The organism is Streptomyces sp. MMCC 100 (assembly GCF_041538145.2).
In the GTDB taxonomy this organism is placed as follows: domain Bacteria; phylum Actinomycetota; class Actinomycetes; order Streptomycetales; family Streptomycetaceae; genus Streptomyces.
In genome coordinates this window covers 3,887,584-3,910,054 of the sequence record NZ_JBGORK020000001.1, presented here as the reverse complement: position 1 = coordinate 3,910,054, position 22,471 = coordinate 3,887,584, and the positions used below count along the sequence as shown (strand labels likewise).

At 71.4% G+C, this 22,471-nt stretch carries 23 protein-coding genes and 4 pseudogenes; 12 read left to right on the top strand and 15 right to left on the bottom strand.

The window, feature by feature from the left end:
* Positions 1-7 precede the first annotated feature (7 nt).
* Positions 8-976, bottom strand: a pseudogene (locus ABS735_RS18210) (LLM class flavin-dependent oxidoreductase); the annotation flags it as partial.
* 36 nt (positions 977-1,012) lie between these two features.
* Positions 1,013-1,156, bottom strand: a pseudogene (locus ABS735_RS18205) (IS5/IS1182 family transposase); the annotation flags it as partial.
* 66 nt (positions 1,157-1,222) lie between these two features.
* On the opposite strand from ABS735_RS18205, the gene ABS735_RS18200 reads away from it, so the two are divergent.
* From ABS735_RS18200 to ABS735_RS18190, 3 genes and pseudogenes are all read left to right on the top strand, one after another.
* Positions 1,223-1,984, top strand: a complete 762-nt coding sequence (locus ABS735_RS18200; protein WP_373903366.1) for a maleylpyruvate isomerase family mycothiol-dependent enzyme — start codon at positions 1,223-1,225, stop codon at positions 1,982-1,984.
* 269 nt (positions 1,985-2,253) lie between these two features.
* Positions 2,254-2,400 carry a hypothetical protein gene (locus ABS735_RS18195; protein ID WP_373903367.1) on the top strand — a complete coding sequence of 49 codons (147 nt, stop codon included), beginning with the start codon at positions 2,254-2,256 and terminating at the stop codon, positions 2,398-2,400.
* Between the two features lie 25 nt (positions 2,401-2,425).
* Positions 2,426-3,138 (top strand): annotated as a pseudogene (locus ABS735_RS18190) (IS256 family transposase); the annotation flags it as partial.
* A gap of 88 nt (positions 3,139-3,226) precedes the next feature.
* On the opposite strand, the gene ABS735_RS18185 reads toward ABS735_RS18190, so the two are convergent.
* The 4 genes from ABS735_RS18185 to ABS735_RS18170 form a co-directional block, all read right to left on the bottom strand.
* Positions 3,227-4,015 carry a DUF4241 domain-containing protein gene (locus ABS735_RS18185; protein WP_476755884.1) on the bottom strand — a complete coding sequence of 263 codons (789 nt, stop codon included), beginning with the start codon at positions 4,013-4,015 and terminating at the stop codon, positions 3,227-3,229.
* A gap of 72 nt (positions 4,016-4,087) precedes the next feature.
* Positions 4,088-4,600, bottom strand: coding sequence for a hypothetical protein (locus ABS735_RS18180; RefSeq protein ID WP_373903368.1), 513 nt, complete (start codon positions 4,598-4,600; stop codon positions 4,088-4,090).
* A 74-nt stretch (positions 4,601-4,674) separates the two neighbouring features.
* Entirely contained in the window at positions 4,675-5,076 is a 402-nt protein-coding gene (locus ABS735_RS18175) for an MmyB family transcriptional regulator (protein ID WP_373903369.1), read from the bottom strand.
* A complete protein-coding gene (locus ABS735_RS18170) occupies positions 4,980-5,411 on the bottom strand; it encodes an MmyB family transcriptional regulator (protein ID WP_373903370.1) in 432 nt (143 codons plus the stop codon). Before ABS735_RS18170 ends, ABS735_RS18175 begins: the two co-directional genes overlap by 97 nt.
* A 537-nt stretch (positions 5,412-5,948) precedes the next feature.
* On the opposite strand from ABS735_RS18170, the gene ABS735_RS18165 reads away from it, so the two are divergent.
* Positions 5,949-6,380 carry a cupin domain-containing protein gene (locus ABS735_RS18165; protein ID WP_373903371.1) on the top strand — a complete coding sequence of 144 codons (432 nt, stop codon included), beginning with the start codon at positions 5,949-5,951 and terminating at the stop codon, positions 6,378-6,380.
* On the top strand, positions 6,377-7,234 hold the full coding sequence (locus tag ABS735_RS18160) for an aldo/keto reductase (RefSeq protein WP_373903372.1): 858 nt from the start codon (positions 6,377-6,379) through the stop codon (positions 7,232-7,234). The genes ABS735_RS18165 and ABS735_RS18160 overlap by 4 nt, the downstream gene beginning before the upstream one ends.
* Before the next feature lie 42 nt (positions 7,235-7,276).
* On the opposite strand, the gene ABS735_RS18155 is transcribed toward ABS735_RS18160, so the two are convergent.
* A complete protein-coding gene (locus ABS735_RS18155; RefSeq protein WP_373903373.1) occupies positions 7,277-7,906 on the bottom strand; it encodes a hypothetical protein in 630 nt (209 codons plus the stop codon).
* Between the two features lie 211 nt (positions 7,907-8,117).
* On the opposite strand from ABS735_RS18155, the gene ABS735_RS18150 reads away from it, so the two are divergent.
* Both ABS735_RS18150 and ABS735_RS18145 read left to right on the top strand, forming a co-directional pair.
* Positions 8,118-9,494 carry an SWIM zinc finger family protein gene (locus ABS735_RS18150; protein ID WP_373903374.1) on the top strand — a complete coding sequence of 459 codons (1,377 nt, stop codon included), beginning with the start codon at positions 8,118-8,120 and terminating at the stop codon, positions 9,492-9,494.
* A 1,431-nt stretch (positions 9,495-10,925) separates the two neighbouring features.
* Positions 10,926-12,218, top strand: a complete 1,293-nt coding sequence (locus ABS735_RS18145) for a DUF7824 domain-containing protein (protein ID WP_373903375.1) — start codon at positions 10,926-10,928, stop codon at positions 12,216-12,218.
* Between the two features lie 936 nt (positions 12,219-13,154).
* On the opposite strand, the pseudogene ABS735_RS18140 reads toward ABS735_RS18145, so the two are convergent.
* From ABS735_RS18140 to rpmG, 8 genes and pseudogenes are all read right to left on the bottom strand, one after another.
* Positions 13,155-13,974 (bottom strand): annotated as a pseudogene (locus ABS735_RS18140) (alpha/beta hydrolase family protein).
* The gene (locus tag ABS735_RS18135) at positions 13,917-14,252 is read right to left on the bottom strand and encodes a transcriptional repressor (protein ID WP_373903376.1); all 336 of its coding nucleotides are present in this window, start codon (positions 14,250-14,252) and stop codon (positions 13,917-13,919) included. Before ABS735_RS18135 ends, ABS735_RS18140 begins: the two are co-directional and overlap by 58 nt.
* A 17-nt stretch (positions 14,253-14,269) precedes the next feature.
* Positions 14,270-15,445 (bottom strand): GTP-binding protein, encoded by a 1,176-nt coding sequence (locus ABS735_RS18130; RefSeq protein ID WP_373903377.1) that lies wholly within the window; start codon positions 15,443-15,445, stop codon positions 14,270-14,272.
* Between the two features lie 6 nt (positions 15,446-15,451).
* Entirely contained in the window at positions 15,452-15,622 is a 171-nt protein-coding gene (gene rpmF, locus ABS735_RS18125; RefSeq protein ID WP_373903378.1) for a 50S ribosomal protein L32, read from the bottom strand.
* A 51-nt stretch (positions 15,623-15,673) separates the two neighbouring features.
* Positions 15,674-15,910 carry a 30S ribosomal protein S18 gene (gene rpsR, locus ABS735_RS18120; protein ID WP_373903379.1) on the bottom strand — a complete coding sequence of 79 codons (237 nt, stop codon included), beginning with the start codon at positions 15,908-15,910 and terminating at the stop codon, positions 15,674-15,676.
* A gap of 30 nt (positions 15,911-15,940) precedes the next feature.
* Positions 15,941-17,092 carry a GTP-binding protein gene (locus tag ABS735_RS18115; RefSeq protein ID WP_373903380.1) on the bottom strand — a complete coding sequence of 384 codons (1,152 nt, stop codon included), beginning with the start codon at positions 17,090-17,092 and terminating at the stop codon, positions 15,941-15,943.
* Positions 17,089-17,346, bottom strand: coding sequence for a type B 50S ribosomal protein L31 (locus ABS735_RS18110; protein WP_373903381.1), 258 nt, complete (start codon positions 17,344-17,346; stop codon positions 17,089-17,091). The genes ABS735_RS18115 and ABS735_RS18110 overlap by 4 nt, the downstream gene beginning before the upstream one ends.
* A 46-nt stretch (positions 17,347-17,392) precedes the next feature.
* Positions 17,393-17,557, bottom strand: coding sequence for a 50S ribosomal protein L33 (gene rpmG, locus ABS735_RS18105; RefSeq protein ID WP_373903382.1), 165 nt, complete (start codon positions 17,555-17,557; stop codon positions 17,393-17,395).
* A 64-nt stretch (positions 17,558-17,621) separates the two neighbouring features.
* On the opposite strand from rpmG, the gene rpmB reads away from it, so the two are divergent.
* The 5 genes from rpmB to ABS735_RS18080 all read left to right on the top strand — a co-directional run bounded on the left by rpmB (position 17,622) and on the right by ABS735_RS18080 (position 22,442).
* The gene (rpmB, locus tag ABS735_RS18100) at positions 17,622-17,858 is read left to right on the top strand and encodes a 50S ribosomal protein L28 (protein ID WP_373903383.1); all 237 of its coding nucleotides are present in this window, start codon (positions 17,622-17,624) and stop codon (positions 17,856-17,858) included.
* Positions 17,858-18,163 (top strand): 30S ribosomal protein S14, encoded by a 306-nt coding sequence (rpsN, locus tag ABS735_RS18095; protein ID WP_373903384.1) that lies wholly within the window; start codon positions 17,858-17,860, stop codon positions 18,161-18,163. The genes rpmB and rpsN overlap by 1 nt, the downstream gene beginning before the upstream one ends.
* A gap of 210 nt (positions 18,164-18,373) precedes the next feature.
* A complete protein-coding gene (locus ABS735_RS18090; protein WP_373903385.1) occupies positions 18,374-19,897 on the top strand; it encodes a Y4yA family PLP-dependent enzyme in 1,524 nt (507 codons plus the stop codon).
* Positions 19,894-21,231 (top strand): pyridoxal-phosphate dependent enzyme, encoded by a 1,338-nt coding sequence (locus ABS735_RS18085; RefSeq protein ID WP_373903386.1) that lies wholly within the window; start codon positions 19,894-19,896, stop codon positions 21,229-21,231. The genes ABS735_RS18090 and ABS735_RS18085 overlap by 4 nt, the downstream gene beginning before the upstream one ends.
* 5 nt (positions 21,232-21,236) lie before the next feature.
* Positions 21,237-22,442: an aminotransferase class V-fold PLP-dependent enzyme gene (locus ABS735_RS18080; RefSeq protein ID WP_373903387.1), complete on the top strand. Its 1,206-nt coding sequence runs from the start codon at positions 21,237-21,239 to the stop codon at positions 22,440-22,442.
* Positions 22,443-22,471 lie beyond the last annotated feature (29 nt).

Sequence of the window (22,471 nt, the reverse complement as noted above, 5' to 3'; positions counted from 1 at the left end):
TCCGGCTGTAGTCCTCCGGCGCGAAGGTGAACGGCAGGGCGAAGGCCCCCTCCTCCACCTCCCGGTACGCCGCGTGGGCCCGCAGGCGCTCCGCGATCCACTCGGAGGGGCCCACGAGGTCCGGGGCGAACAGCAGACGGGCGGGTCCCTGCGGATGCCGGGTGCGGGGGAGGCGCTGCGCGGCGTACTCCTCGTACTTGGCGCGCTGCGCGGCGTCGGCGGAGTCGGTGGGAACCACCACGAGCCCCTGGGAGACCCGCGCGGCCTCCCCGTCGGGGTGCGCCGCGCGGAAGGCTCGGACGTGGGAGAGCTGGATCGCGGCGAAGTCCTCGGAACCGGCGCCTTCGTCCGGCTCCCCGGCCTTGACCACACTGCTGGTGAGGAGGTGGTTTAACGCGCTCTCTCCGGCCCAGCGGGCCGAGCGCAGGCTGCCGCCCCCGTACCACATTCGTCGCCGCAGGCCGGGGGAGTGGGGCTGTACGCGGTCGGAGTAGCTCTCGATGCCCTCCGTGCCGCGGAAGTCCGTGACCGGCTCACCCGCGACGTGGCCGAGCGGGCGCCGCACCCGCGCGTAGCCGAGATCCTCGGTTTCGGCCGTGTCCGGATACAGTGCGTCCTTCACCCGCTCGTAGTGCATCGGCGGTCCGGTGCTCAGGCCCGGGTTGAAGCGGCCGCCGGACAGGATGTCCACGGTCGCCCAGTCCTCGGCGAGGCGCAGCGGGTTCTCCCACCCCACCGGCGCGACGGCGGTGCCCAGTTCGATGCGGCTGGTGCGCTGGGTCGCGGCCGCGAGCACCGCCACCGGAGAGGTGATCCCGTACTGGAGGTGACGGTGACGCACCCACGCGCTGTCGAACCCGAGTCGCTCCCCCAACTCCAGCATGCGCAGCGTGTCCTCGTGCCCGCGGCCCGGCTCCGCCTCGTCGAACAGCCCGATCGTGAGAAACCACCGGAGGGCGATCCCTGCGGGGCGTATCTCGCCCGGCTGTTCACGAGAACGCAACACCGGAGGGCCGAGCTTCCGCGGCACCCACTCGCACTGGATCCCGGTGTGCAGTACGAACAGGATGCGTTACAGGCAACCTCAGTCGTCCAGTGGCAGCCGGCCGGGATGGCGCGGACGCCGCTGACTGACCGGCAGCAACGGCTGGATCCGCCCTCACAGGTCATCCGCCTGGAAAGTAGGGTGCGGTCGGCTGAGCTGGGGTGATAAATAGGCGATGTGACAGAGAGTCTTGAGTATTCCGCCCTGCTGCAACTGATCGACGAGCGGTCGGCCGCGTTCCGGAGTGCGGTTGCCGCCGCGCCCAGCCTTGACGCGCCGGTGCCGTCCTGCCCCGAGTGGACGTTGTTCGATCTGGTGCAGCACCTGGGTACGGGCCAGCGCTGGTGGGCCGCGATCGTCGCCGCGGGCCCGGCCGAGGCTCCGCCGGCCAAGGATGCCGCGGAAGCGCCGCGCGAGCTCGAGGCGCTGCTGGCCTGGTACGCCGAGTCGAACGAGCTGCTGCTGAGTGCGCTGCGCAAGGCCGGCCCGGAGCGCGAGTGCTGGACGTGGTGGAGCGCCGGCGTGTCGCCGGCGAATGCCTGGGGCGTTGCCCGGCGCCGGGTGCACGAGGTGCTGGTCCACACGTACGACGCCCAGCTCGCCGCAGGCGCAGTGCAGCCGATGCCGGCGGACGTCGCGATCGACGGCGTGGCCGAGTTCCTCGACACCTGCAACTCCACCCCGGCGGCCTGGCCGCACGAGGCCGCCACCATCCACTACCACGCCACCGAGGGCCGCTCCTGGCTCCTCGCGCTGGACAGCACCGGCGCCTGGCCCGCACCCCTCACGGACGACGCCGAGCCCCCTTCCGCTGCGGCCACGGGTACGGCCGAGCAGCTGCTCCTCTTCGTCTGGGGCCGCCTCACGCTGAGCGACCTGAAGATCGAGGGCGACCAGCAGGTGTTCGAGCAGCTGATCGCCTGGGAGCCCGAGGAGTAGCCAGTCAATACCGCCAGCGGACGGCCTCGATGACGTCCGCGCCGGTGAACATCGCACGGCACTGCCGACTCTGCTGTTGCATGCCGATGCCGCGTAGTTGCGCGAAGAGGGCAGTCGCCGTTTCGTCGGGGTGCCACGCGGGGCGGATCGTTTCGGGATCGGCGTGAAGCCCCCGGGGCCCGGGGTGTGTTGAACGATTTTCAGGTCGATGCCGAGAGTGGCTGCGTGCTCGACGAAGTGTTTGCGGTAGCCGCCGTCGACCCCAGACCTTGCGGACGGCGGGGGTGGTCCGCGCCAACCTGGCCGAGGCACGCAAGGCGCACGTGCACGCGGTCGAGAGCGTGACGAAGCCCGGGACGCGCGCGAAGCGGATCGAAATGGCGGTGGCGGCCCAGTGCGAGGAGCCGTTCAAGTAGGAGGCCGCGCGGGAGGGGGGGGCACTTGAAGATCCGCGATGGCGCGGTCGCCAACCGGCCCATCTATGTGGCCCTGGCCGTCACCACTGAGGGTCGGCGGGAGATCCTCGGGTTGTGGGCCGGCGACGGCGGCGAGGGCGCCAAGCACTGGCTGCACATCCTCACCGAGATCAAGAACCGCGGCGTGGGTGACGTGCTGATGCTCGTCTGCGACGGGCTCAAGGGCCTGCCCGAGGCGGTGGAGACGGTCTGGCCGAGGACCATCGTGCAGACCTGCGTCGTGCATCTGCTGCGGAACTCCTTCCGCTATGCCGCCCGCCAGGACTGTGACAAGATCGCCAAGCTCCTCAAGCCCGTCTACACCGCGGCGACCGAGGCGCCGTCCTGGAGCGGTTCGCCGAGTTCGCCGATGCCTGGGGCAGGAAGTATCCGGCGATCGTGAAGCTGTGGGAGAACGCGTGGGAGGAGTTCACCCCGTTCCTGCGGTTCGATACCGAGATCCGTAGGATCGTCTGCACCACGAACGCGATCGAGTCGGTGAATGCCCGTATCCGCCGGGCGGTCAGGGCGCGCGGGCACTTCCCGAACGAGCAGGCCGCCCTGAAGTGCGTCTACATGGCGATCATGTCGCTCGATCCCACGGGCAAGGGCCAAGCCCGCTGGACCGTGCGCTGGAAGACCGCGCTGAACGCCTTCGACATCACCTTCGACGGCCGGCTTTCCGCAGCCCGCCAGTAACCCCAACCAACCTGGTTATTCCGTTCATTTGACAGGCCCTCACCAGCTGCAATCGGGCTGGCGGCTGCGGTCCCGGGCTGGGCCCTGGCTAGGCAGCCGCGTGGGTGGGGGTTCTGTCCCGCTTTGGGAGTGGTTCGGGTATTCCTTCCACCAGCGCCACGACGTCGATTACCTTGCCGGCCTCGGAGCGGTCGCCCCACACGGGGTAGGTACCGTCCCCGGTCGTTGTGAAGGACATGAGCTCGCCGCTGGAAGCCGCGTCCCGGGTGCGGTGCATGAAGATGGAACTGTCGTTGATGTCCTCGTAACCGTCCTGGTCCGACTGTCCCTGGAGCAGCCCTCGGTCGAAGAGCGCGATGAGCGGTTTCCAGGCCGCGGCGTCGGCGAAGCAGCCGGTGGTGCCGTCGGTGTCGTAGCCGGCTGTCTGCTGCTCGATGAGCAGCTGGGGATCGTCGTCCGGACCGAGGGCCGTCTCCCGGGTCGCTGCGGGGGTCTCGCTGAGGAGCAGGCGGACGGCCGTGGGTTTTGTGGTCGTGGCCTCGGCGTCCTGCCACTCGCCGTGGTAGGTGAAGCGGGCCTGCGCCTCGTCGAGTACGTACTTCCCGGCGGGACGGGGACCGTGATGTGTGGCCCGTCGCCGTCGCCGTCGCCGTCGCCGTCGCCGTCGCCGTCGCCGTCGCCGTCGCCGTCGCCGTCGCCGTGGTCGTGGTCGGTGTCGGGGCCGGAGACGGCCAGCAGTCCGCTGGGCAGGCGCAGGGTGCCGGCCCGGTGCGGCTCCACGACGGTCATTTCGGGGTGGTTGCCGTCGGTCACGCGTGTCCCGGGCTGGAACAACTCGTTGATCGGGCCGGGCTGCGCGGGGCGCGGTGGACGCCAGCAGGTGGCGGGGGCGTCTCCGTCACATGGTTCGGCTGCCTGGGCCATCTCAGCCGTCTCGAAGGCCGGCGGCTCAATGAGCCCGTGTACCTGGGCGGAGAGCAGCGGCCACTCCCCGAAGGCGGGGCGGTCCGTCCGGTGCTCGTCGTCCCGGAGTCCGGGCGGGGGTGATGTAGGAGCCCCCGCTCTGGCCCTGCCTCTTCTCTGTCCGTCGGCCCCTCCTGTCCGGGAAGAGGTCCACGGTGATGCGTGGGCATGCCTTGTCGAACTCCGCCATCTCTGGGCCTGTGCAGTACCAGCCGACTGTGTACCGGCGCAGCAGTCGCGACGGGTCGTCGTCCAGCAGCCGCTTGTCCAGGTCGTAGGTGCGGCGGCCCTGGGCGTCGTGGACCCACAGCCCGACGTAGTGGTCCCGCCAGGAGACGGACCGGACTTCCAGCGGAGTCTCCCGGCCCGGCTCCCGGTACACCACCACGTACGCAAGCCCGGCGGCATCCCGCTCCCGGGCCTCCTGGGCGGACGTCGGCCGCCAGGGCGCACAAGCCTCCGGGTCCCACGCCTGCGCGTACCCCACCTCGACGACCACTGCCGCTCCTTTTTCTGCAATCTGCCTCGGGTCTGTGCTGAGCTGCAAGGTAACCGCTGTCCGTGACAACGGCCCTACTGGGCGGGCGGCGGGCCGGGGCGGGGCCGGCTCACCGGGCCGAGGACGTGCGATGGTGGTCGGGGCCCAGGAGGCGAGGACGTGCAGTCTGTCGCGGGTGGGGATAGGGCTTCGGCGGTCCACACGACGAGCTGCTTGTCGGGGTCGGTACTGGCGGTGAGGGTGTCCCATTCCAGTGACGGCTCGCCGGCGACGGGGTGGTTGACGAACTTGGTGCCCACGCTCAGCGTGGCGACGTGGTGGGCTGCCCACCCGGTGCGGAAGTCCTCCTCCTGGACGCGCAGTTCACCGGCCGAAACGGTCAGCCGCGGGTCGTCGGGGTATTTCGCCGCTTCCATGCGCTGCTGTGCGACCGCCGTGCGGGCCACGCTTCTCCAGTCGGCGCAGGGAGTGCGCATGACCGGGTCGGTGAAAAGAATACGGACGTAGGAATACGGACGTAGTTGCGGTGCCTTTCCGGCACGGCTTCGGAATCGGTGACCGTGGCAGTGGCGAGAGGGTACCAGGCGAGTACGTCCATGCGGCGGCCCATGACGACGGCCACGACGGCCGGGGCGGCCGTGAGGTCGTCCAGGACCCGGCGCAGCTGCGGCTGGGCCTTCTGCGCGGCGCGGCGGCGCGGCCTGGCCGTCTCCTTGCCGGCGAGCCCGAAGAGGTAGCGGTGCTGGTCTTCGTCCAGGTCGAGGGCCTGGGCCACCCCTTCGAGTACGGGGGCGGAGGCGGGCAGGCCCACGGTGCGGGGGTCGGCTCGGACAGGCGCGTCTTGAGGAACTCTCCCAGCTCGTTCAGATGCGGTGATGGGCTCATTTCTCCGGTGGCCCAGTGAATACACCGGCCGTGAGGGGGAGGAAGCCTTCCGGGGATGCCGCCCTCCCGGGAAGGCATTCTCCGCTGATCGCGTGTCCGCACGCGTGGCAGTTCGGAATCCGGCATGGCAATACGGTGCTGACGGAAGGGAAACGGAGACCATGGCAGAGAAGCAGTCCGCGGCCAGCGGACCGTCGGTGACCCGGATGGCCCAACGTCATGGGCGCTGCCGCCCAGCTCAAGGCGATCCTCGCCGACGCCGGACAGCCGCCGTTTCGGGAGGCAGCCGTCCCTGCGCAACGCAACGGCGTCTTCGGGCCCCGGCAAGGTTCCGCACGCGGAGTGGGCGCCGCGAAGCCTTGCCGGGGCCCGAAGGCAGCCCAGCCAGTCGGGCCCCCCGGCCCAGTGGCGCGCGAGAACCACGCATCACCCTCAAACCGCAACGATCAAGGAGCCACTCGATATGGCCGACGGATTCGAGCAGATCTTTCCGCTCGGAGAGACGAATGACGCCTACGCCGAGAACTTCGTCGGGCAGAGCTACTTGGCTCCGCTGACCGACGGAAGCGTCCCGGTCAGCAACGTGTCCTTCGAACCGGGCTGCCGCAACAACTGGCACATCCACCACGGCAGGGCCGGCGGCGGCGACCAGGTCCTGCTGTGCACGGCCGGCAGCGGGTGGTACCAGGCCGAAGGCCAGGACGTGGTCAGCATGGAGCCGGGCACCGCGATCCGCGTCCCGGCGGGCACGAAGCACTGGCACGGCGCGAAGGCCGACTCGTGGTTCTCCCACATCGCCTTCATCACCCCGGGGGAAGACGTCAGAAACGAGTGGCTGGAACCGGTCACCGACGAGGTGTACGGCCGACTGCCGAGGAGCGGAGCGAACGCATGAGCATTCTGAACGAGACCTACACCCTTTCCCACGGCGTCAAGATCCCGAAGCTCGGCCTGGGCACGTGGTTCATCGACGACGACAAGGCATCCGACGCCGTGCGCGCGGCGATCGAGATCGGCTACCGCAACGTCGACACCGCTCAGGCCTACGGCAATGAGCGCGGGGTCGGAGCAGGCATCCGCGCCTGCGGAGAGGCCCGCGAGAGCCTCTTCGTGTCGACGAAGCTGGCCGCGGAGATCAAGGACCACGACACCGCGGCCGCAGCCATCGACAACTCGCTGGCGAAGCTGGACATCGGCTACATCGACCTGATGCTGATCCACGCCCCGCAGCCGTGGGACGACTTCCGAGGCGGCGACTACGCCGAGGGCAACCGCGAGGCGTGGCGCGCGATGGAGGACGCCCACAAGGCGGGGAAGATCCGCGCGATCGGGGTGTCGAACTTCCTCCAGACCGACCTCGAGAACATCCTCGCCCACGGAACCGTCGCACCGCACGTGAACCAGGTGCTTCTCCACGCGGGGAACACGCCGGAGGAACTGCTGGCGTTCTGCGCAGAGCGGAACATCCTCGTGCAGGCGTACTCGCCGATCGCGCACGGCACGCTCCTGGACAGCCGTCGGATCACCGCGATCGCCGAGAAGTACGGGGTGAGCGTCCCGCGGTTGTGCATCCGCTATGCCCTGCAACTGGGTACCCAGCCGCTCCCGAAGACCGCGAATCCCGAGCACATGCGCTCCAACGCCGAGGTCGGCTTCGAGATCTCCGAAGCGGACATGGCCGCGCTGCGCACGCTCGACGAGCGGGACTACGGAGAGCACGCCGTCTTCCCGGTCTACAGCGGCAAGTAGACCGCGCCCGGGCCGGCCACGTCGCCCGGACAGCGCGCATCCTTACGCAGGAGCGGGCAGCCCGTGCTCGCGAGCGTATGCCGCACGGCAGCTCTTCGCGCAGAACCCCATGGTCCGGCCCTCGTGCTCGAGAGTGACCGCTCCCCGACCCAGGCGCACATGCATGCCGCACATCGGATCGACCGTGACCCCTTCGGGAAGGTCGGCATGGGCGGCATCGGTTCGCGACCGGTACTCCGCGGTCATGCGGCCGACGACCTCGTCGGCGGTGCCGGGCTTGCCGTCCATCCCGATACTTCCGTCGGCGATGCCGACTACGTTGATCCACAAGTGCCCCTCGGGGCGCTGCCACCCGTACGAACGATCGAGGCGGCGCACCGCGCGGCGCACCATGCCGACCGTGGTCCGCGACATCTCGGTGCGCCACGCTTCCGGCACCGTGAGGGTGACCCACAGCGGCGGCACGTTCCCGGGCCTCCAGGGACCATCGCCGGTGGTCCAGCTGTCGAGTTCGCGGAAGCCGACGTGCGTCATCGCGCGGGCACGGCGCATGGTTTCCTCCGCCACGCCCTCTTCCGCACCGACCAGCACCCGGCAGACGTCGCCGGCGAGTTCCTCTCGGTCGTCAGCGGTCAACGCACCGCGCGGGCATGCGATCTCGATGAGGAACATCCGGGTCCTCCATGAGTCGGAGACGCTCCGTCCAATATACCCCCAGGCGGTATGAAGGGGGGCTCGATTCGCAGAGGCAGTCCACTGTCGCGGCACCGAGCGTGGTTCGCTGCTGGACGGGGGACCGTCTCGACGACCGCTGGCCCCTTCCACCATGGCGTTCAGTGGCGCACGCGCCCGCCGTGTCAGTACCCGCCCCTAGCCTGCGGGCGTGAGTTCACTGACACAGTCCTACGCCTACCTCGACGCGTCCGCCGTACGGGAGTCCGCTTCCGGGCGCAGCCTTGCCCTGGAGACCTCCGGGGGCGCCACGCCGGTGGGGGAGGAAGCCAATCCGCGGTTCTTCAACGGTTTCCTGACCGCGCCTGCCGCCGCGGCGACGGCGCTGCTCGCGGTCGCGGACGTCGCGGCCACCCGGTACCACCGGCCGCGCTCCGCCGCCTCGCTCGACCCCGTCGTCACGGCCAGCGGCGACCGGCTGCGGATGGAGTCCTTCTCCGGCTGCTGCGGCGTCTACGCGCGCCTCGACGTCCTCGCGCCCGGCCTCGACGGCGACGACGTCGGCCACGGCACCACCAACGTCGACATCAATGTGCCCCTGCGCCAGGCCCTGGCCAGACTCGGCGGCCTCGACCCGCTGCGTCTGCGGGTGGGCCCGGAGGGGGTGGCGGCGACCACCCTCGACGGCCGGTTCGTGGAGAAGAAGGCCCCGCTTCCGCAGCGCTGGCTGCGCGGCTTCGCCGAGGCCCAGGTGCTCGGCGCCGGCTTCGTGCCGCGCGCCGAGGTGCCGCCCGCGCAGGCGGCCGCCGCCCTGCGCTCCCTGCCGAGGTTCACCCTCACCTCCGGTGCCCGCACCACGCGCTGGGTGGTCCCCGAGGGGCACACCCTGCGGCCGGTCAGCAGGCCGGTGCCCGGCGCCGTGTGCCTGCCCGGGGCCGAGCGGCTGACGGGCCTGATACCCGTGCTGCGGCACGCCACGGGCGTGCGGCTCTACGCCCCCGCAACCGCCGGGGGCGAGGACGCGGCCGTCGCCTGGGAGGTCGCGCTGCCCGGCATGCGGTTGACGCTGCTGCTCTCCCGGAGCGCATCACGGGGGTTCTCCGGTGAGGGCGGCGTCCTCGACGATCTCGCCACCGGGACCGCGGAGCGGGACGCGCGGCGGCTGGCGGAACTCCTCGCGTGGGAGGCGGAGTTGGACGTGTCCGTCCTGTCGGGCCAGGCCGGCCTGGCGCCCGGGCGGGTCCGCGCGGCGCTCACGGTGCTCGGTGCCTCGGGGCAGATCGGCTACGACCTCGCCGAGGAGGCGTACTTCCACCGTCACCTGCCCTGCGCGGCAGGCGACGCGGAGGCCCGCAACCCGCGGCTGCGCGGGGCGCGGGCCCTGGTGGCGGAGGGCACGGTCAGGCTCGACGGCGCGCTCGCGTGGGTCGGGAAGGACGACCACGCCCACATGGTCCGTGTGGACGGCACCGGGCGGGCGAGCTGCACGTGCCCGTGGTGGGGGAGACACCGGGGCGGACGCGGACCCTGCAAGCATGTCCTGGCGGCCCGCATGGTCCGTGACACGGCGAAGGGGTCGGAGCGGTGAACCTGATCGCGCTCGTGGAGGCCGGTGACACCCAGGGAGTGCTCAAGGTACTCGACGGACCCGCACTCACCCCGCAGCAGCGTGCCGCCCACCACGCGGCGCTGGACGCCCACTTCGGGCAGCAGGACCGGGACGGGCGGCTGCGCCTCGGCTACTGGCAGAAGGTGGCTCTGGCCAGTGCCCGCCTGGGGAGCGTCACCACACCCCGTGAAGCGGCGGACTGGCTGGTGGACAGCCGTGACGTGCCCGGGGGCTGCGACTGGCTGGTGGACGTGGTGGACCTGCGCCCCCCGGCGTGGCGCGCGGAGCTGGTCGCGTGCCTCGACGCGTTCCCGTGGGGACTCGGCGGCGGCGAGCGGTTCGCCCTGGCGGAACACATCGTCCTCGGCACCGGATGCCCGCTGCCGACCTCCGACACCTTCATCCAGGCCTGGCTCACGGACCGCCGGCGCGAACGCCGGTACTGGTGCGAGCGTCCCGGCCACGTGCTCGGCGGCGGGCGCGGCGCCGACTTCCTCGCGCGGCTGCGCAACGACGCGTTCACCCCGACGCTCCTCCCGCTCGCCGTGACCCGCCCCACGGTCCGCATCCATGCCTGCCGCAAGCAGGTCGTCGCCCTCGCCGCCAGGGGTGTCGTCGACCGTGACGCGCTGAGCCGGCGCACCCTCGCGGACCTGGCCCCCGACGGGCCCGCGGCCCGGGCGGCGTGGAAGTCGCTGTCCGGGCAGGGCCTCACCCCCGACGAACAGGACCTGGTGGCGCGGACCCGCGGGGAACTCGCCGCACCTCTGATCGCGCGCCTGCTCCAGGACGGCACCCGCAAGGAGACGGAGACCCCCCTCACCGACCTGCGGGCCCTCGCCCTCACCCCGGCCGAGAACGCGCCCCTGCTCCGCGACCACGTCGCGATGCTCGACCTGTCGGCCCTGGTCGCCGCCTACGGCCAGGACATCCTCATCGGCCTCGACGAGGCGGGACTTCTCGAGGACGACGTCGCCACGGAAATGTGCGAACGCCTCCTGCTCCGCCCCGAGAAGAAGCTGGTGCGCACCCAGCTCGCCTGGCTCGACCGGGCGGCCGAGCGGGACGCCGCCCGGACCGGCAGGCTCTTGACCGACGCGTCGCTCACCTTCCGGCATCCCGACGTGGACCTCCAGGAACGCGCCCTCGACCTGGTCGCCCGTCACCTGCCCGCGGCGGACGAGCGGGTGCTGTCCGGCCTGCGCGAGGCCGCCGGGTCCCTCGGGCCGGGTCTCACCGCGCGCGCCGCCGGACTCTTCCGCCTGCCGGGGCAGGATGCCACCGAGCCGTATGCCGGGCCGCGGCCGGACGCACTGTCAGACGTGCCGCCGGGCGCACTGTCAGGCGTACTGCCGGGCGCACTGTCAGGCGTACTGCCGGGACGTACTGCCGGACGTGCCGGAGCCGGCATTGGTCCACCCCATCGCGACCGCCCCCGAGGCCGCCCTCGAGACCGCGGTGCTGCTCGCCGACGAGGACGACGTGGTGGCGTTCGAGCGTGCCCTCGACGGTCTGGTCCGCCACGCGCGCCTCGACCGGGACACCCTGTCCAAGGCCCTCGGACCGGTCCTGCGCAAGGAGCCGGTGGAGACGTCGGACTGGACACAGCTCGACCTGTACGACGTAGCGGCCGCCGTGCGCGGCGACGAGCCGAGGGCGTGGCACATCCGCACGCGCCGCGAGAATCCGGAATTCCGTCACTGGCGCACCGGCAGGCCGGCCACCCCACCGGAAGCCATGCTCACGGCGCGGCTCGTCGAGGCCCTGAAACTGATCGGGACCGGCGACCAGCCGTACCTGCTCGCCCTGTCGACCCACGCCAACGGCGCGGTGGACGCGGCCACCCTGGCCGCTCGGATCGCCGAGTTCGAAAGCCTGCGCGTCAGACCCGCACCCGTCGACCTGGCCCAGGCGCTGCTGCGGGTCACCCCCACGGACGACCAGCGGGTGCTGGACGCGGCGGGCGCGCTGCGCTCGTCGGCGGGCCGGCGGCTGGCACGGTGGCTGGGCGAGGGCGGCGCACCGCACGGGGACACGACCCCCGAGGGCTGGCCCACCGGTGACCCGACCGGCGCGGAACCCGGCTGGTGGGACCCCGCGGAGCCCCGTACCGACCACGACCTGCCGCTCCCAGGCGTCGCCGCGGCCCTCCTCGGCCCCTACCGCACCCACCGCTTCAGGGCGTACTGGCTCCCCCAGCTGCCGCACCACCGCGACGAGCTGGCCGCGCACTTCACGCACAGCAACGAGCGGTACCTGCTCCCGCGGCTGATGGAGGCGCGGGGCCCCGCGGGTTACGCGACGCACTGGCAGATCCTGTGCGGACTCGATCGGAACCAGGACGCGGCGGTGGACGCCCTGCTGGTCCTCGCCGCGCAGGGACAGCTGGACGCCGGGCTGTTCGCCGGGCAGTGGCAGGCGCTGCTGCGGCACGGGGCGAGCACCCGTGCCACGGCGGCATTGCGCGCGGCGGCCGAGACCGGCGCCCACGCGACCGTCTGGTCGATACTCGAGGCCGCCCTGCCCGCCCTGCTGCGGGACCGGCCGGTCAGGGGAGCGGGCGCGGTCCTGGCCCTGGCCGTCGACTGCGCCTCCCGCTCCGGAGCCAGGGGCCGTATCCCCGAGGTCGACGAGGTCGCCGCGCGCAAGGGATCGAGTCAGACGGTGAGGAACGCCAGGCTCCTGCGCGACGTGCTGAGCTGAGGACGGCGAGCCCGTGCCCGGTACGGGGTCTTGCGGGCGGAAGGCGCGGACCACGTACGGCAGGGCGTCGACGCCCGGGTTCAGCCAGTCCGCGCCGGCCTTGGCGGCGCGTACTCCCGGGGCCCGCCCCCACCCTGGCGGGCGAGGGCGGGCCGCTGGGCCGCGATCGACGCCGGCGGTGAGACCGGTGCCGAGCCCGGTCGAGGCCATGGGGTTGGCCGAAGAGGTTGACCAGCAGGGCCTCACGCCTCGACGACGATGGTGCCTATGGCCGATTCCGGGCCGGGCCCTTGCGGCCGGTCGACCTTCCACCACCCCAGCACGTCCTGGTACTCCGGCTGCGGGATCGCACGTCCCTCGGCAGTCGTCAGGCGTCCCTGATACGCCTGGGCGTAACGTGCCCCGGACCGAGTAGACGCCGGGTTCGTCGGGCACGACGACGTCGCACGACACGTTCACCCACTCCGCCGGACCCGGATTGTCCTCCGCCAGCGCCTCGACGCGCGTGCCGGCGTTGACCACCTTCACGCCGCCCCCGCTGCGCTGCTTGCCGTTCCACACCGATGCCTGGGCCCGGTCCTGGCCCGCCAGGCCGACGATCACCTGGTTGACGGCGTTGCCGCACTCCGAGCAGTCGTGCAGCACGTCGAAACTGACCTCGTGCGAACCTCCTCCGCGGACGTGCACCACGTCGGCCCGGCCATCGATCCGCACGTTGCGGATCTTGAACCGAAATCCCGTCCCGCCTCCGTACGGCTCGACCATCTCGATGCCGGGAGTGGGAGTGGGAGCCGTGGTCCGGTGGGCACTGCCGTAACTCATCTTGTCGGTCATATGCCATGTCAACAGGTGGCGGGACCGTGGGAGTCGAGGTGTTCTGGAGCAGGTGCCGCACCAACTCGCGTCGCGGCCGGCCCGGCCCGGCGGCTTCCCGGCCTACTTGGACTCGACGCGTCCGACGGGGTCGGAGTCGGCCGCCAGCGCATCGCGCGCCGTCTGCCAGGCGGGGTCCTCGGGGTGGAACGCGCTGCGCAGGTAGGCCCAGGCGAGGTGGGCGAGGGCGGCGACCCGCTCGGGGTTCTCGTCGGTGGTCTCGGCGACGTCGTATCCGGAGACCCCGCCGAGCCCGTGCTCCGCGCCGAACAGGGTGAGCAGGGACTTGGGGCCGGGCGCGAGGGTAGGGGTCGGTGTGCCAGTCCGGGCCGTTGACCGTCAGGAAGGCCGAGTCGTCCTTGTCGCCGGCGACCACGAGTGCGGGGGTGGTCATCGTGGAGAAGCCGGTGGTCAGGAAGAAGGAGTAGTTCTCGACGGTGAACTCGGTCAGGGCGTCGCCGCCCCGGCCGGGCGCGGCGAGCAGTACGCCCGCCTTGATCCGCGGGTCGGCCAGGTCCACTTCGGTTCCGTCGTCGGGATCGGTGAGGCGGGCGCCCAGCAGCAGGCTCGCGGTGTGCCCGCCCATGGAGTGCCCGACGACGGCGATCCGGCTCCGGTCGAGACGTCCGGCGCACTGCGGAACGGCTTCCTCGACGGCGTCGAGCTGGTCGAGGACGCGCGTCATGTCCTCGGCCCGGGTACGCCAGTGCGCGGCGGTCCCAGGGGTGTCGGAGTCCAGGCTCAGCGTCCTGGAGTCCAGGTGGGTGGGCTGGATGACGACGAAACCCCGTGCGGCCCAGAAGTCGGCTAGCGGGGCGTAGCCGTTCAGCGAGGAGAGGTTGTTGGAGAAGCCGAGACCGTGCGAGAGGAGAATGACCGACAACTCGCTTCGCGGATCACGTCCGCACCGCCGTCCGCCTCCAGGATGCGAAGGGTGCGGTAGACGGTGGTCAGGCCGATCATGATGCCTGCGGCCTCGGCAGCCGCGTGCAGGGACCGTGCGGAGACGAAGTCCTCGCACGCCTGGAACAGGGTCAGCAGCTCGCGGCGCTGCCGTGTCGAGCGCTGGTTTGCGAGAGCGGAGCCGCCCATGGTCACCTCCCGGTAGATGACGCCGGTACCAGGCTTGACCGGGCCGGGTGATGCCGTGGCTGCGACCATCACCCGGCCCGGGGTCTTCAGACGGGCAGCCCCGTCCCGTGCTGCTCGTGCAAGCAGGCATCGTGGGCCCCGGGGACGTCCCAGACGGGGAAGGGGTCCTCGCCGCCGGTCCACTCGCCGTCCAGGAGGCAGTCCTCCAGCGCCGAGTGCAGGGCCGTCGGCGACAGGTCGGTGCCGATGAACACGAGCTCCTGGGCCCGCTGCTCGGTCGCCCCGGCCTCGCTGATGGCAGCGGGCTCGAAGCGGGCGACGGACCCGGCCTGGGACCACAGGCCGGTCACCCCGGGGCGCCCGGCCAGCGTGAAGAAGCCCTTGCTGCGCAGAACCGTCCCGAACTCGCCGCTGTCGAACCGCTCGGTGATCAGCTGCCACAGCCGGCCCGGGTGGAAGGGCCGGTCGGCACGGAACAGGGTGGAGGAGATCCCGTACTCCTCGGTCTCCGGGACGTGGTCGCCGTTCAGCTCCCGCACCCAGCCGGGTGCCTGCTGAGCCTGTTCCACATCGAACAGGCCGGTTCCGAGCACGTCCGAGGCGCGCACCTGCCCGCGGACCGTCTCGACGAGGCGTGCCCCCGGGTTGAGCCGGGCGAGGACGCCGCGCAGCCGCTCGGCGGAGGTGCCGTCGACGAGGTCGAGCTTGTTCAGGACGATCACGTCGGCGAATTCGACCTGGTCGATCAGCAGGTCGCTCACGGTGCGCTCGTCGTCCTCGTAGGGCGCGAGGCCCCGCTCGGCGAGTTCGTCGCCGGTGCCCAGCTCGGCCAGGAAGTTGGCCGCGTCCACCACGGTGACCATGGTGTCCAGCCGGGTGAGGTCATCGAGCGTCGCCCCGTCGTCGCGCGCGAAGGAGAAGGTCGCGGCGACCGGCATGGGCTCGGAGATGCCGCTGGACTCGATCAGGAGGTAGTCGAAGCGTCCCTCCCGGGCGAGGCGGTCCACCTCTTCGAGGAGATCGTCTCGGAGCGTGCAGCAGATGCATCCGTTGGTCATCTCGACCAGCCGTTCCTCCGTGCGCGAGAGGGCGGCCTCGCCGCCGCGTACCAGCGCGGCGTCGATGTTGATTTCGCTCATGTCGTTCACGATGACGGCGACCCGCAGTCCCTCGCGGTTCGACAGCAGGTGGTTGAGCAGGGTGGTCTTGCCCGCTCCGAGGAACCCGGAGAGGACGGTCACGGGCAGGCGGTCGTGCGGCATGCTGTGTCAGTCCTCCGGGCGGAGAAGGCCGCGCTCGTAGGCCTTCCGCAGGTGCTGGGGCACCAGGTAGGTGCTTCCGTCGACGGTGACGGGGGCGAGCGCCGGCGTGGTCGCGCGCCACTGCGCGCGGCGGTGCCGGGTGTTGCTGCGGGACATCCTGCGCTTGGGGACGGCCATGACGGTCCTTTCGTCGGCGGAAAGCCGGGACGGGGTGGGGTGGGGTGGGGGTCAGCGGCTGGAGTAGGGAAGCAGGGCCATCTCGCGGGCGTTCTTGACGGCCGTGGCGATCTGCCGCTGCTGCTGCCGGCTGACCCGGGTGACCTGGCGGCTGCGGATCTTGCCGCGGTCGGAGACGAACTTCCGCAGCAGGTCGGTGTCCTTGTAGTCGATGTACGTGATACCGGCGGCGTCGAGCGGGTTCGGACGGTTCTTGCGGGCGAGGGGTGCCTTGGCGGGGCGGGGCATGGGACTTCCTCGGTCGTTCGGTGGAGTGGGTCAGGCGGCGGTGTCGAGTAACTGGTCGAAGCCGGTGGGCCGCGGCCAGGCGGCGGGCCCGGAGGCCAGCTCGTCATCCGTGAGCAGGCAGGAGTCCAGCAGCGAGAGCAGCCCCGCGCGGTCCAGGCCGGGGGAGGTGAAAACGAGGTGCTGGCAGCGGTCCCCGTGCTCGGGATGCCAGTCGAGGGCGGCCGCGATGCGGCGCTCGGCCGGCATCATCTCCCAGGCGGCGTCCGGCAGGGAGGCCATCCACGGGCCGGCGTTCTCCACGCACAGTGCGCCCCCGGCCGCGTCCCAGGCGAGCAGGCTGTCCGGCCGGTCCGCCAGCCAGAACCGCCCCCGGCTGCGGGCCGCGGCACAGCACAGGTCTTCCAGTGCCTCGAAGAGGCGGCCGGCGTGGAAGGGCCGCCGGCGCTGCCAGACGAGGGTGCTGACACCCTCCTCGTCGCAGCCGTGCGGAAGGCGGGCGCAGGCGGGGTGCTGGGCGGCGGCGGCCGCGGTCACGTCGAAACCGGCGACCGCGGCGGCGGCCAACTGCCCGGAGGTGACCCGGACCTGACGTGCGGCCGGGTGCAACTGCCGCAGCAGCGCGAGGTCGTCGAGTCCGGTGGCGGGACTGTCGGAGACGGCGAGGACCGGCGCGTACTCAAGCTGTCGCGCGAAGGAGTCGCCCACGGTGCGCTGATCCGTCGGGGCAGCGGCGAGACCGGCCTCCACCAGGTCGTCGCCGTTGGACAGGCAGGGCAGGACGAGCGCGGGATCCACGGCGGTCAGCACGTTGGTGAGCCGGAAGCCGCCGTCGCCGTGGGCGGCGATGACCTCGGCCATGCCGCGAGGTTCCACGGAGTCCCACAGTTCCACGACCGCGAGGGAAGTGAGGCCGACGTCGGCCAGCCGCTCCAGCTCGGGTACGAGATCCTCGCGCAGGGCGCAGCAGGCACAGTCGTTGACCAGGGGCGTCTCGCCCCAGGACGTGGCGCCCGTGGTGTCGCGGACGCGGCGGCGCACCGCGCCGGCCGGGCCGGTGGACAGGTCGTGGTGCAGGGCGACGCTGCCGGGCGCCTCGCGCAGCAGCTGTGCGACCGTCTCGCGGCGGGCGTCAGCGTGCATTCCGCCGACGATCACCACGGGCATGGGTCCCTCGAGGGTCATCGCCGGACTCTGTCCTTTCCGTAGCGGTGCTCGAAGCGCTCGACGCGGCCGGCGGTGTCCAGCACGCGGGCGGTGCCGGTGTAGAAGGGGTGACTCGCGGAGGAGATCTCGACATCAACCACGGGGTAGGTGTGACCGTCCTCCCACTTGATGGTCTTCTCGCTGGTCATCGTCGAGCGGGTCAGGATGGCGAAGTCACCGGCCTTGTCGCGGAAGACGACGGGGCGGTAGGCGGGGTGGATTCCGGGCTTCATGGGGTGTGCCCCTGGTTCGGAGTGCGGGCGGGCGGGCCCGGTGCGGTCAGCGTTCCTCGCGGAAGTCGACATGGCGCCGTGCGATGGGGTCTAACTTCCTGAGGACCAGCCGGTCCGGGTTATTGCGACGGTTCTTGCGGGTCACGTACGTGTAGCCGGTGCCGGCGGTGGAGCGGAGCTTGACGATCGGGCGCAGTTCGTTGCGAGCCATGCGGGTAGCATACGACAATGATTTCCATTACCGATACGTCGGTGTAGAGGAAGGCCGAACCCGTATGTCCGCCCACTGCCAGCTGACCGGCGCCGAGCCGGTCTTCGGCAAGAAGATCTCCCACTCGCACCGGCGCACCTCGCGCCGGTTCGACCCGAACATCCAGAACAAGCGGTACTGGCTGCCCAGCGAGGGGCGCAACGTGCGCCTGCGTCTGAGCGCGCGAGCCATCAAGACCGTGGACGCGATCGGCATCGAGGCCGCTGTCGTCCGGATCCGAGCCCGTGGGGAGCGTGTCTGATGGCGAAGAAGAGCAAGATCGCGAAGAACGAGAAGCGGAAGCTGATCGTGGCCCGCTACGCGCAGCGGCGTGCCGAACTCAAGGCCGTCCTGGTCTCGCCGAGCACCACGGACGGCGAGAGGGCGGCCGCGCAGGCGGAACTCCGCCGGCAGCCCCGGGACGCGAGCGCGACCCGCGTCCGCAACCGTGACAGCGTGGACGGTCGCCCACGCGGCCACCTGCGCAAGTTCGGCCTTTCCCGCGTCAACGTGCGCGAGCAGGCCCACGCCGGATTCCTGCCGGGGGTGACTAAGTCGTCCTGGTGACGGCCGAAGAGGAGGGGGCGGCACGGGTGTGCCGCCCCCTCCTCTTCTGTGCTGCCCGTCGCGCCCAGGCCGATCCGGGCGAGCGCCGGGACCGGGATGTGGCGCGGCGCACGCAGGACGAGGCTTAGCGGCGCGTGTAGATGGAAACGACTAACCCCGGAACGATTGTCGTCACCATCAGGCGGCGACACGTGAACGTGGGGAGGGTACGTGGCGAAGGACGCGCCCCTGTATCTGAGGCCGCGGGTGGAGCCGCCGCTCGCCTCACTGCTCGGGGAGGTGAGGTTCCTGCACTCGCTGGTGGACGCGCTCGGCTCACCGCTGAACGTACTGCTCCCCGAAGTGGTCGCGGAGAACGCCGCACGTTTCCTCTCGGTGTACCGGCGTCACCGCCTCTCCGGCCGGGTGTACTTCGCGCACAAGGCGAACCGGTCCAGTGCCCTGGTGCGGAGGCTGGCCGCGTGCGATCCGGCCGCCGTCGGAGTCGACGTGGCCTCCCTTGGAGAGCTTCGGCACGTGCTGGGCTGCGGGTTCACAGGGGACCGGGTGATGGCGACCGGGCCCAAGGACCCGCAGTTCCTGTGGCTCGCGGCCCGCGTGGGGGCCACGGTCAATGTGGACTCGGCCGGTGAGCTGCGGCAGTTGGCCGAGCTCGTCCGCGGCCACGGCCTGAGCAGGACACGCGTACTGGCACGCCTGTCGGGGTTCGAGTCGGACGCCGGGTACGGCGGCGTCGGCACGCGGGTCCTGTCGCGCGGCAGCCGGTTCGGCACGCCGGTCGCCGAGGCCGAGGCGCTGTGGTCGGCGCTGGACGAGCACACGGACGCCGTCGAACTCATCGGTCTCGCCTACCACTTGGACACCACCGGTCTGGAGGAGAAGGCCCGCGCCCTTGAACGGTGTGTCCTGCTGATGGACGAGTGCCGGGCGCGCGGTCTGTCACCGGGCGCCGTGGACATCGGAGGAGGGTTCGGCGTCGGATACGTCGCCGAGGCCGCCGAGTGGGAGCGCTGGACCACTGCGCTGAGCGAGGCCGTACTCGGGATACGCCCGCCGCTGACCTGGCGCGGCCACGGCTACGGGCTGCGCGCCGAAGGCGGCACGGTGCGCGGAACGGCGGCGCTGTACCCCGCCCACCGGACCGTCGCCGGGCCCGGTTACCTCGACGAGCTGCTCTCCCGCCCCGCTCCGGCGCTGGGCCGGTCGCCGGCCACTCTGCTGCTGGATCACCTGAACGACCTGTACATCGAGCCGGGACGGGCCCTCGTCGACCAGTGCGGGGTGTCACTGGCCCGGGTGCTGGAGGTGCGGCGCACGAGCGACGCCCCCGACCGGTACCTGGTGCGCCTGGGCATGAACGCGGGGGACGTCAGCCTGGAGGAGCACGGCGTGCTCGTGGACCCCGTCCTGCTGCCCCGTGACGGAGCCCCGGACGAGCCGTACGGTGATGGGACCGGGGGTGACGGTCCGGTCGGGGTCCACCTCGTCGGAAACCTGTGCCTGGAGGCCGACCTGGTCACAAGGCGGCTGGTGTACCTGCCGCGACTGCCGCGCGCCGGGGACGTCCTGGCCTTCGTCAACGCCGCCGGGTACGCCATGGACTTCCACGCCCACCGGGCGCAACGGCAGCCTGTCGCACGGACGGTGGCGGTCACGCGGGAGGCCGGCACCTGGCGCTGGTGCCCTGACGAGGACTACTGGCCGCTCATACACCCGCAGAAAGGGCCGTTTTGAGGTACGACAGCATCACCGACGCCATCGGCAACACACCGCTGGTCCGCATCGACGCGTCCGTTCACGGACTGAGCCACATCGACCTCTACGCCAAGCTGGAGATGCTCAATCCCTTCGGGTCCGTCAAGGACCGGCCCGCCTGGCACATGGCCCGTCCGTTCCTGTCGCAGGCGGCAGGCGGCGACGGCACGGTCGTCGAACTGTCCAGCGGCAACACCGCCAAGGCCCTCGCGCTCCTGGCCGGCCTCAACGGGCTGAAGTTCAAGAGCGTGACCAACCGGATGCGCGTGCCCGAGATCAAGGAACTGCTGCTCCTGCTGGGTGCGGAAATCGAGGAGCTGCCCGGACGGAGCGAGTGCTTGGACCCCACGGACACCGACGATCCGCTGACCCGGTTCCACCAGGCGCTGTCCGAGCCCGGCAGCACCTACCTGCACACCGATCAGTACTTCAATCCGCGCAACGTCGAGGCGCATGCGACCGGGACCGGGCCGGAGATCGTCAAGGACCTGGACGGCCGGGCCCCCGACTGGTTCGTCGCCTGCGTGGGTACAGCGGGCTCCTCCACCGGTGTCGCCAAGGTGCTGCGCGAGCACGACCCCCGGGTGCGCGTGCTCGGGCTGGTCGCCGACAAGTCCGACTTCATCCCGGGCATCCGCACCATCGACGAGGTGCACCAGGTCGGGCTGTTCGACCCGGCGACGTACGACTCCATCGCGTCGGTCACCTCCCGGGAGGCCATCGACGGCATGGTCACGCTGATCCGCCGCTGCGGACTGCTGTCCGGGCCGACCGGAGGCGCGGCCTACCAGGGAGCGGTCCGTCAACTCGCCGCGGTCGACGCCGAGCTGGCTGGCACCGGAGACCGGCAGACCGCCGTGTTCATCGTCTGCGACCGGGCCGAGAGCTACCTGAGCTACGTACGTGACCGCCGCCCCGAACTGCTCGGCAGGGCACGGCGCGGCCACTCGGCCGCGTCGCTCACCGACGCCGAGATCCGTGCCGAGGCCCGTACCGTCGCCGTCGAAGAGGCACGGCAGTGGCTGGCCGGGGGTGAACCCCGCCCGCTGGTGATCGACCTGCGCGGTCCGCACGCCTACGCCGCCCTGCACATCGAGGGATCGGCCAACATCGTCGATGAGGTGTTCGACGAACTGGTGCGGACCGGGCTCCCTTTCAGCAAGCGCACCCCGGTACTGCTCGCCTGCCCCGTGGGGGAGAAGTCGCTGCGCTACGCCGCCCTGCTGACCCGCATGGGCCACCCCGACGTGCGCAGCCTCGCGGGCGGCATCGTGGCCTGGCGGGACGCGGGCGCACCGCTGGTGAGGGAGTGAGCCCGATGCCCGGCGAGCCCCCCGACGGCGGAGAGCCCTGGCAGGCCCTGGCGCGCGCCCAGTTCCCCATCCTCACCGCGCACCCGGACCTGGTGTACCTGGACAGCGCGGCGACCTCGCAGAAGCCGCAAGCCGTCCTGGATGCGGTGCACACCTATCTGACGACGACGAACGCCAACGCGGGGCGCGGCACCTACCCGTGGGCCAACCGGACCACGGAACTGGTCGAACAGGCCCGTGAGCGGGTCAAGTCCTTCCTCGGGGACCCCGCGCCGGACCGCTCCACCGTGCTCTTCACCGGCGGGACCACCGAGGGTCTGCGCACCGTCGCCCGCGACTGGCTCACCGGACACCTCACCGACGGCGACGAGATCCTGGTCCCGTTCACCGACCACCAGGCCAACCTCGAACCGTGGCTGGAGGCCCGGCGCTTGCTCTCCGAGCGCGGCACCGAGGTACGGGTGCGGGCCCTGCCCCGGCAGGCCTCGGGCGATTACGACCACCGCGCCCTCGCCGACGCCGTCGGCCCCCGCACCCGCTTCGTCGCCGCGACCCACGTGCACCACGTCTACGGCGGCGACATGAACGTCCACCGCATCCGTGCCGTCGTCGGCCCCGAGGTGCCGATCTGCCTGGACGCGGCACAGAGCGTCGGCCACCTGCCGCTCCGGCTCGACGACCCCGCGCACGACGTCGACTTCGTCGTCTTCTCCGGGCACAAGACCCTGGCGCTGCCCGGCACGGGGGCGGTGTGGGCGCGCAACACCCGGGGGCCGGCCCTGTGGCCCCGGGGATGGCAGGGCACCCCCAACACCGCGGGGATCGTGTCGCTGCTGGCGGCGTTCGACTGGCTGGACGCGGTCGGCGTCGGCCGCATCGCCACCCATGTCTCCGGGCTGGCCAGCCGCCTGACCGACCGATTGCGCCGGCTGGACTCCTACGAGGTCCTCGGCTGTCCCGCCAGTCTGGCCGCCGACTCCGCGCTGCCCGCGGCCCAGCGACGGCACGGCATCGTCACCTTCCGACACCGTGACATACCCTCCGACGACCTGGGCTTCATCCTTTTCAGCCACGGCTTCATGGTCCGGGCCGACAGCCTCTGCCAGGCGGGCGCGGACGAGAAGGAGGGGTCCGTCCGGGTGAGCCTGCACGTCTACAACACCGGTGCGGAGATCGACCGCCTGCTGGAGGTGCTGGCTTCCTTGGAGTGAATGGTTATTGATAACCGTTTCCACCTGTA

Bases quoted from the DNA above. Each gene is read 5' to 3' on its own strand.
- ABS735_RS18175 (WP_373903369.1), bottom strand. From the start codon at position 5,076: ATGCGCACTCCCTGCGCCGACTGGAGAAGCGTGGCCCGCACGGCGGTC.
- ABS735_RS18165 (WP_373903371.1), top strand. From the start codon at position 5,949: ATGGCCGACGGATTCGAGCAGATCTTTCCGCTCGGAGAGACGAATGAC.
- ABS735_RS18160 (WP_373903372.1), top strand. From the start codon at position 6,377: ATGAGCATTCTGAACGAGACCTACACCCTTTCCCACGGCGTCAAGATC.
- ABS735_RS18155 (WP_373903373.1), bottom strand. From the start codon at position 7,906: ATGTTCCTCATCGAGATCGCATGCCCGCGCGGTGCGTTGACCGCTGAC.
- ABS735_RS18135 (WP_373903376.1), bottom strand. From the start codon at position 14,252: ATGGTCGCAGCCACGGCATCACCCGGCCCGGTCAAGCCTGGTACCGGC.
- ABS735_RS18130 (WP_373903377.1), bottom strand. From the start codon at position 15,445: ATGCCGCACGACCGCCTGCCCGTGACCGTCCTCTCCGGGTTCCTCGGA.
- rpmF (WP_373903378.1), bottom strand. From the start codon at position 15,622: ATGGCCGTCCCCAAGCGCAGGATGTCCCGCAGCAACACCCGGCACCGC.
- rpsR (WP_373903379.1), bottom strand. From the start codon at position 15,910: ATGCCCCGCCCCGCCAAGGCACCCCTCGCCCGCAAGAACCGTCCGAAC.
- ABS735_RS18115 (WP_373903380.1), bottom strand. From the start codon at position 17,092: ATGACCCTCGAGGGACCCATGCCCGTGGTGATCGTCGGCGGAATGCAC.
- ABS735_RS18110 (WP_373903381.1), bottom strand. From the start codon at position 17,346: ATGAAGCCCGGAATCCACCCCGCCTACCGCCCCGTCGTCTTCCGCGAC.
- rpmG (WP_373903382.1), bottom strand. From the start codon at position 17,557: ATGGCTCGCAACGAACTGCGCCCGATCGTCAAGCTCCGCTCCACCGCC.
- rpmB (WP_373903383.1), top strand. From the start codon at position 17,622: ATGTCCGCCCACTGCCAGCTGACCGGCGCCGAGCCGGTCTTCGGCAAG.
- rpsN (WP_373903384.1), top strand. From the start codon at position 17,858: ATGGCGAAGAAGAGCAAGATCGCGAAGAACGAGAAGCGGAAGCTGATC.
- ABS735_RS18080 (WP_373903387.1), top strand. From the start codon at position 21,237: ATGCCCGGCGAGCCCCCCGACGGCGGAGAGCCCTGGCAGGCCCTGGCG.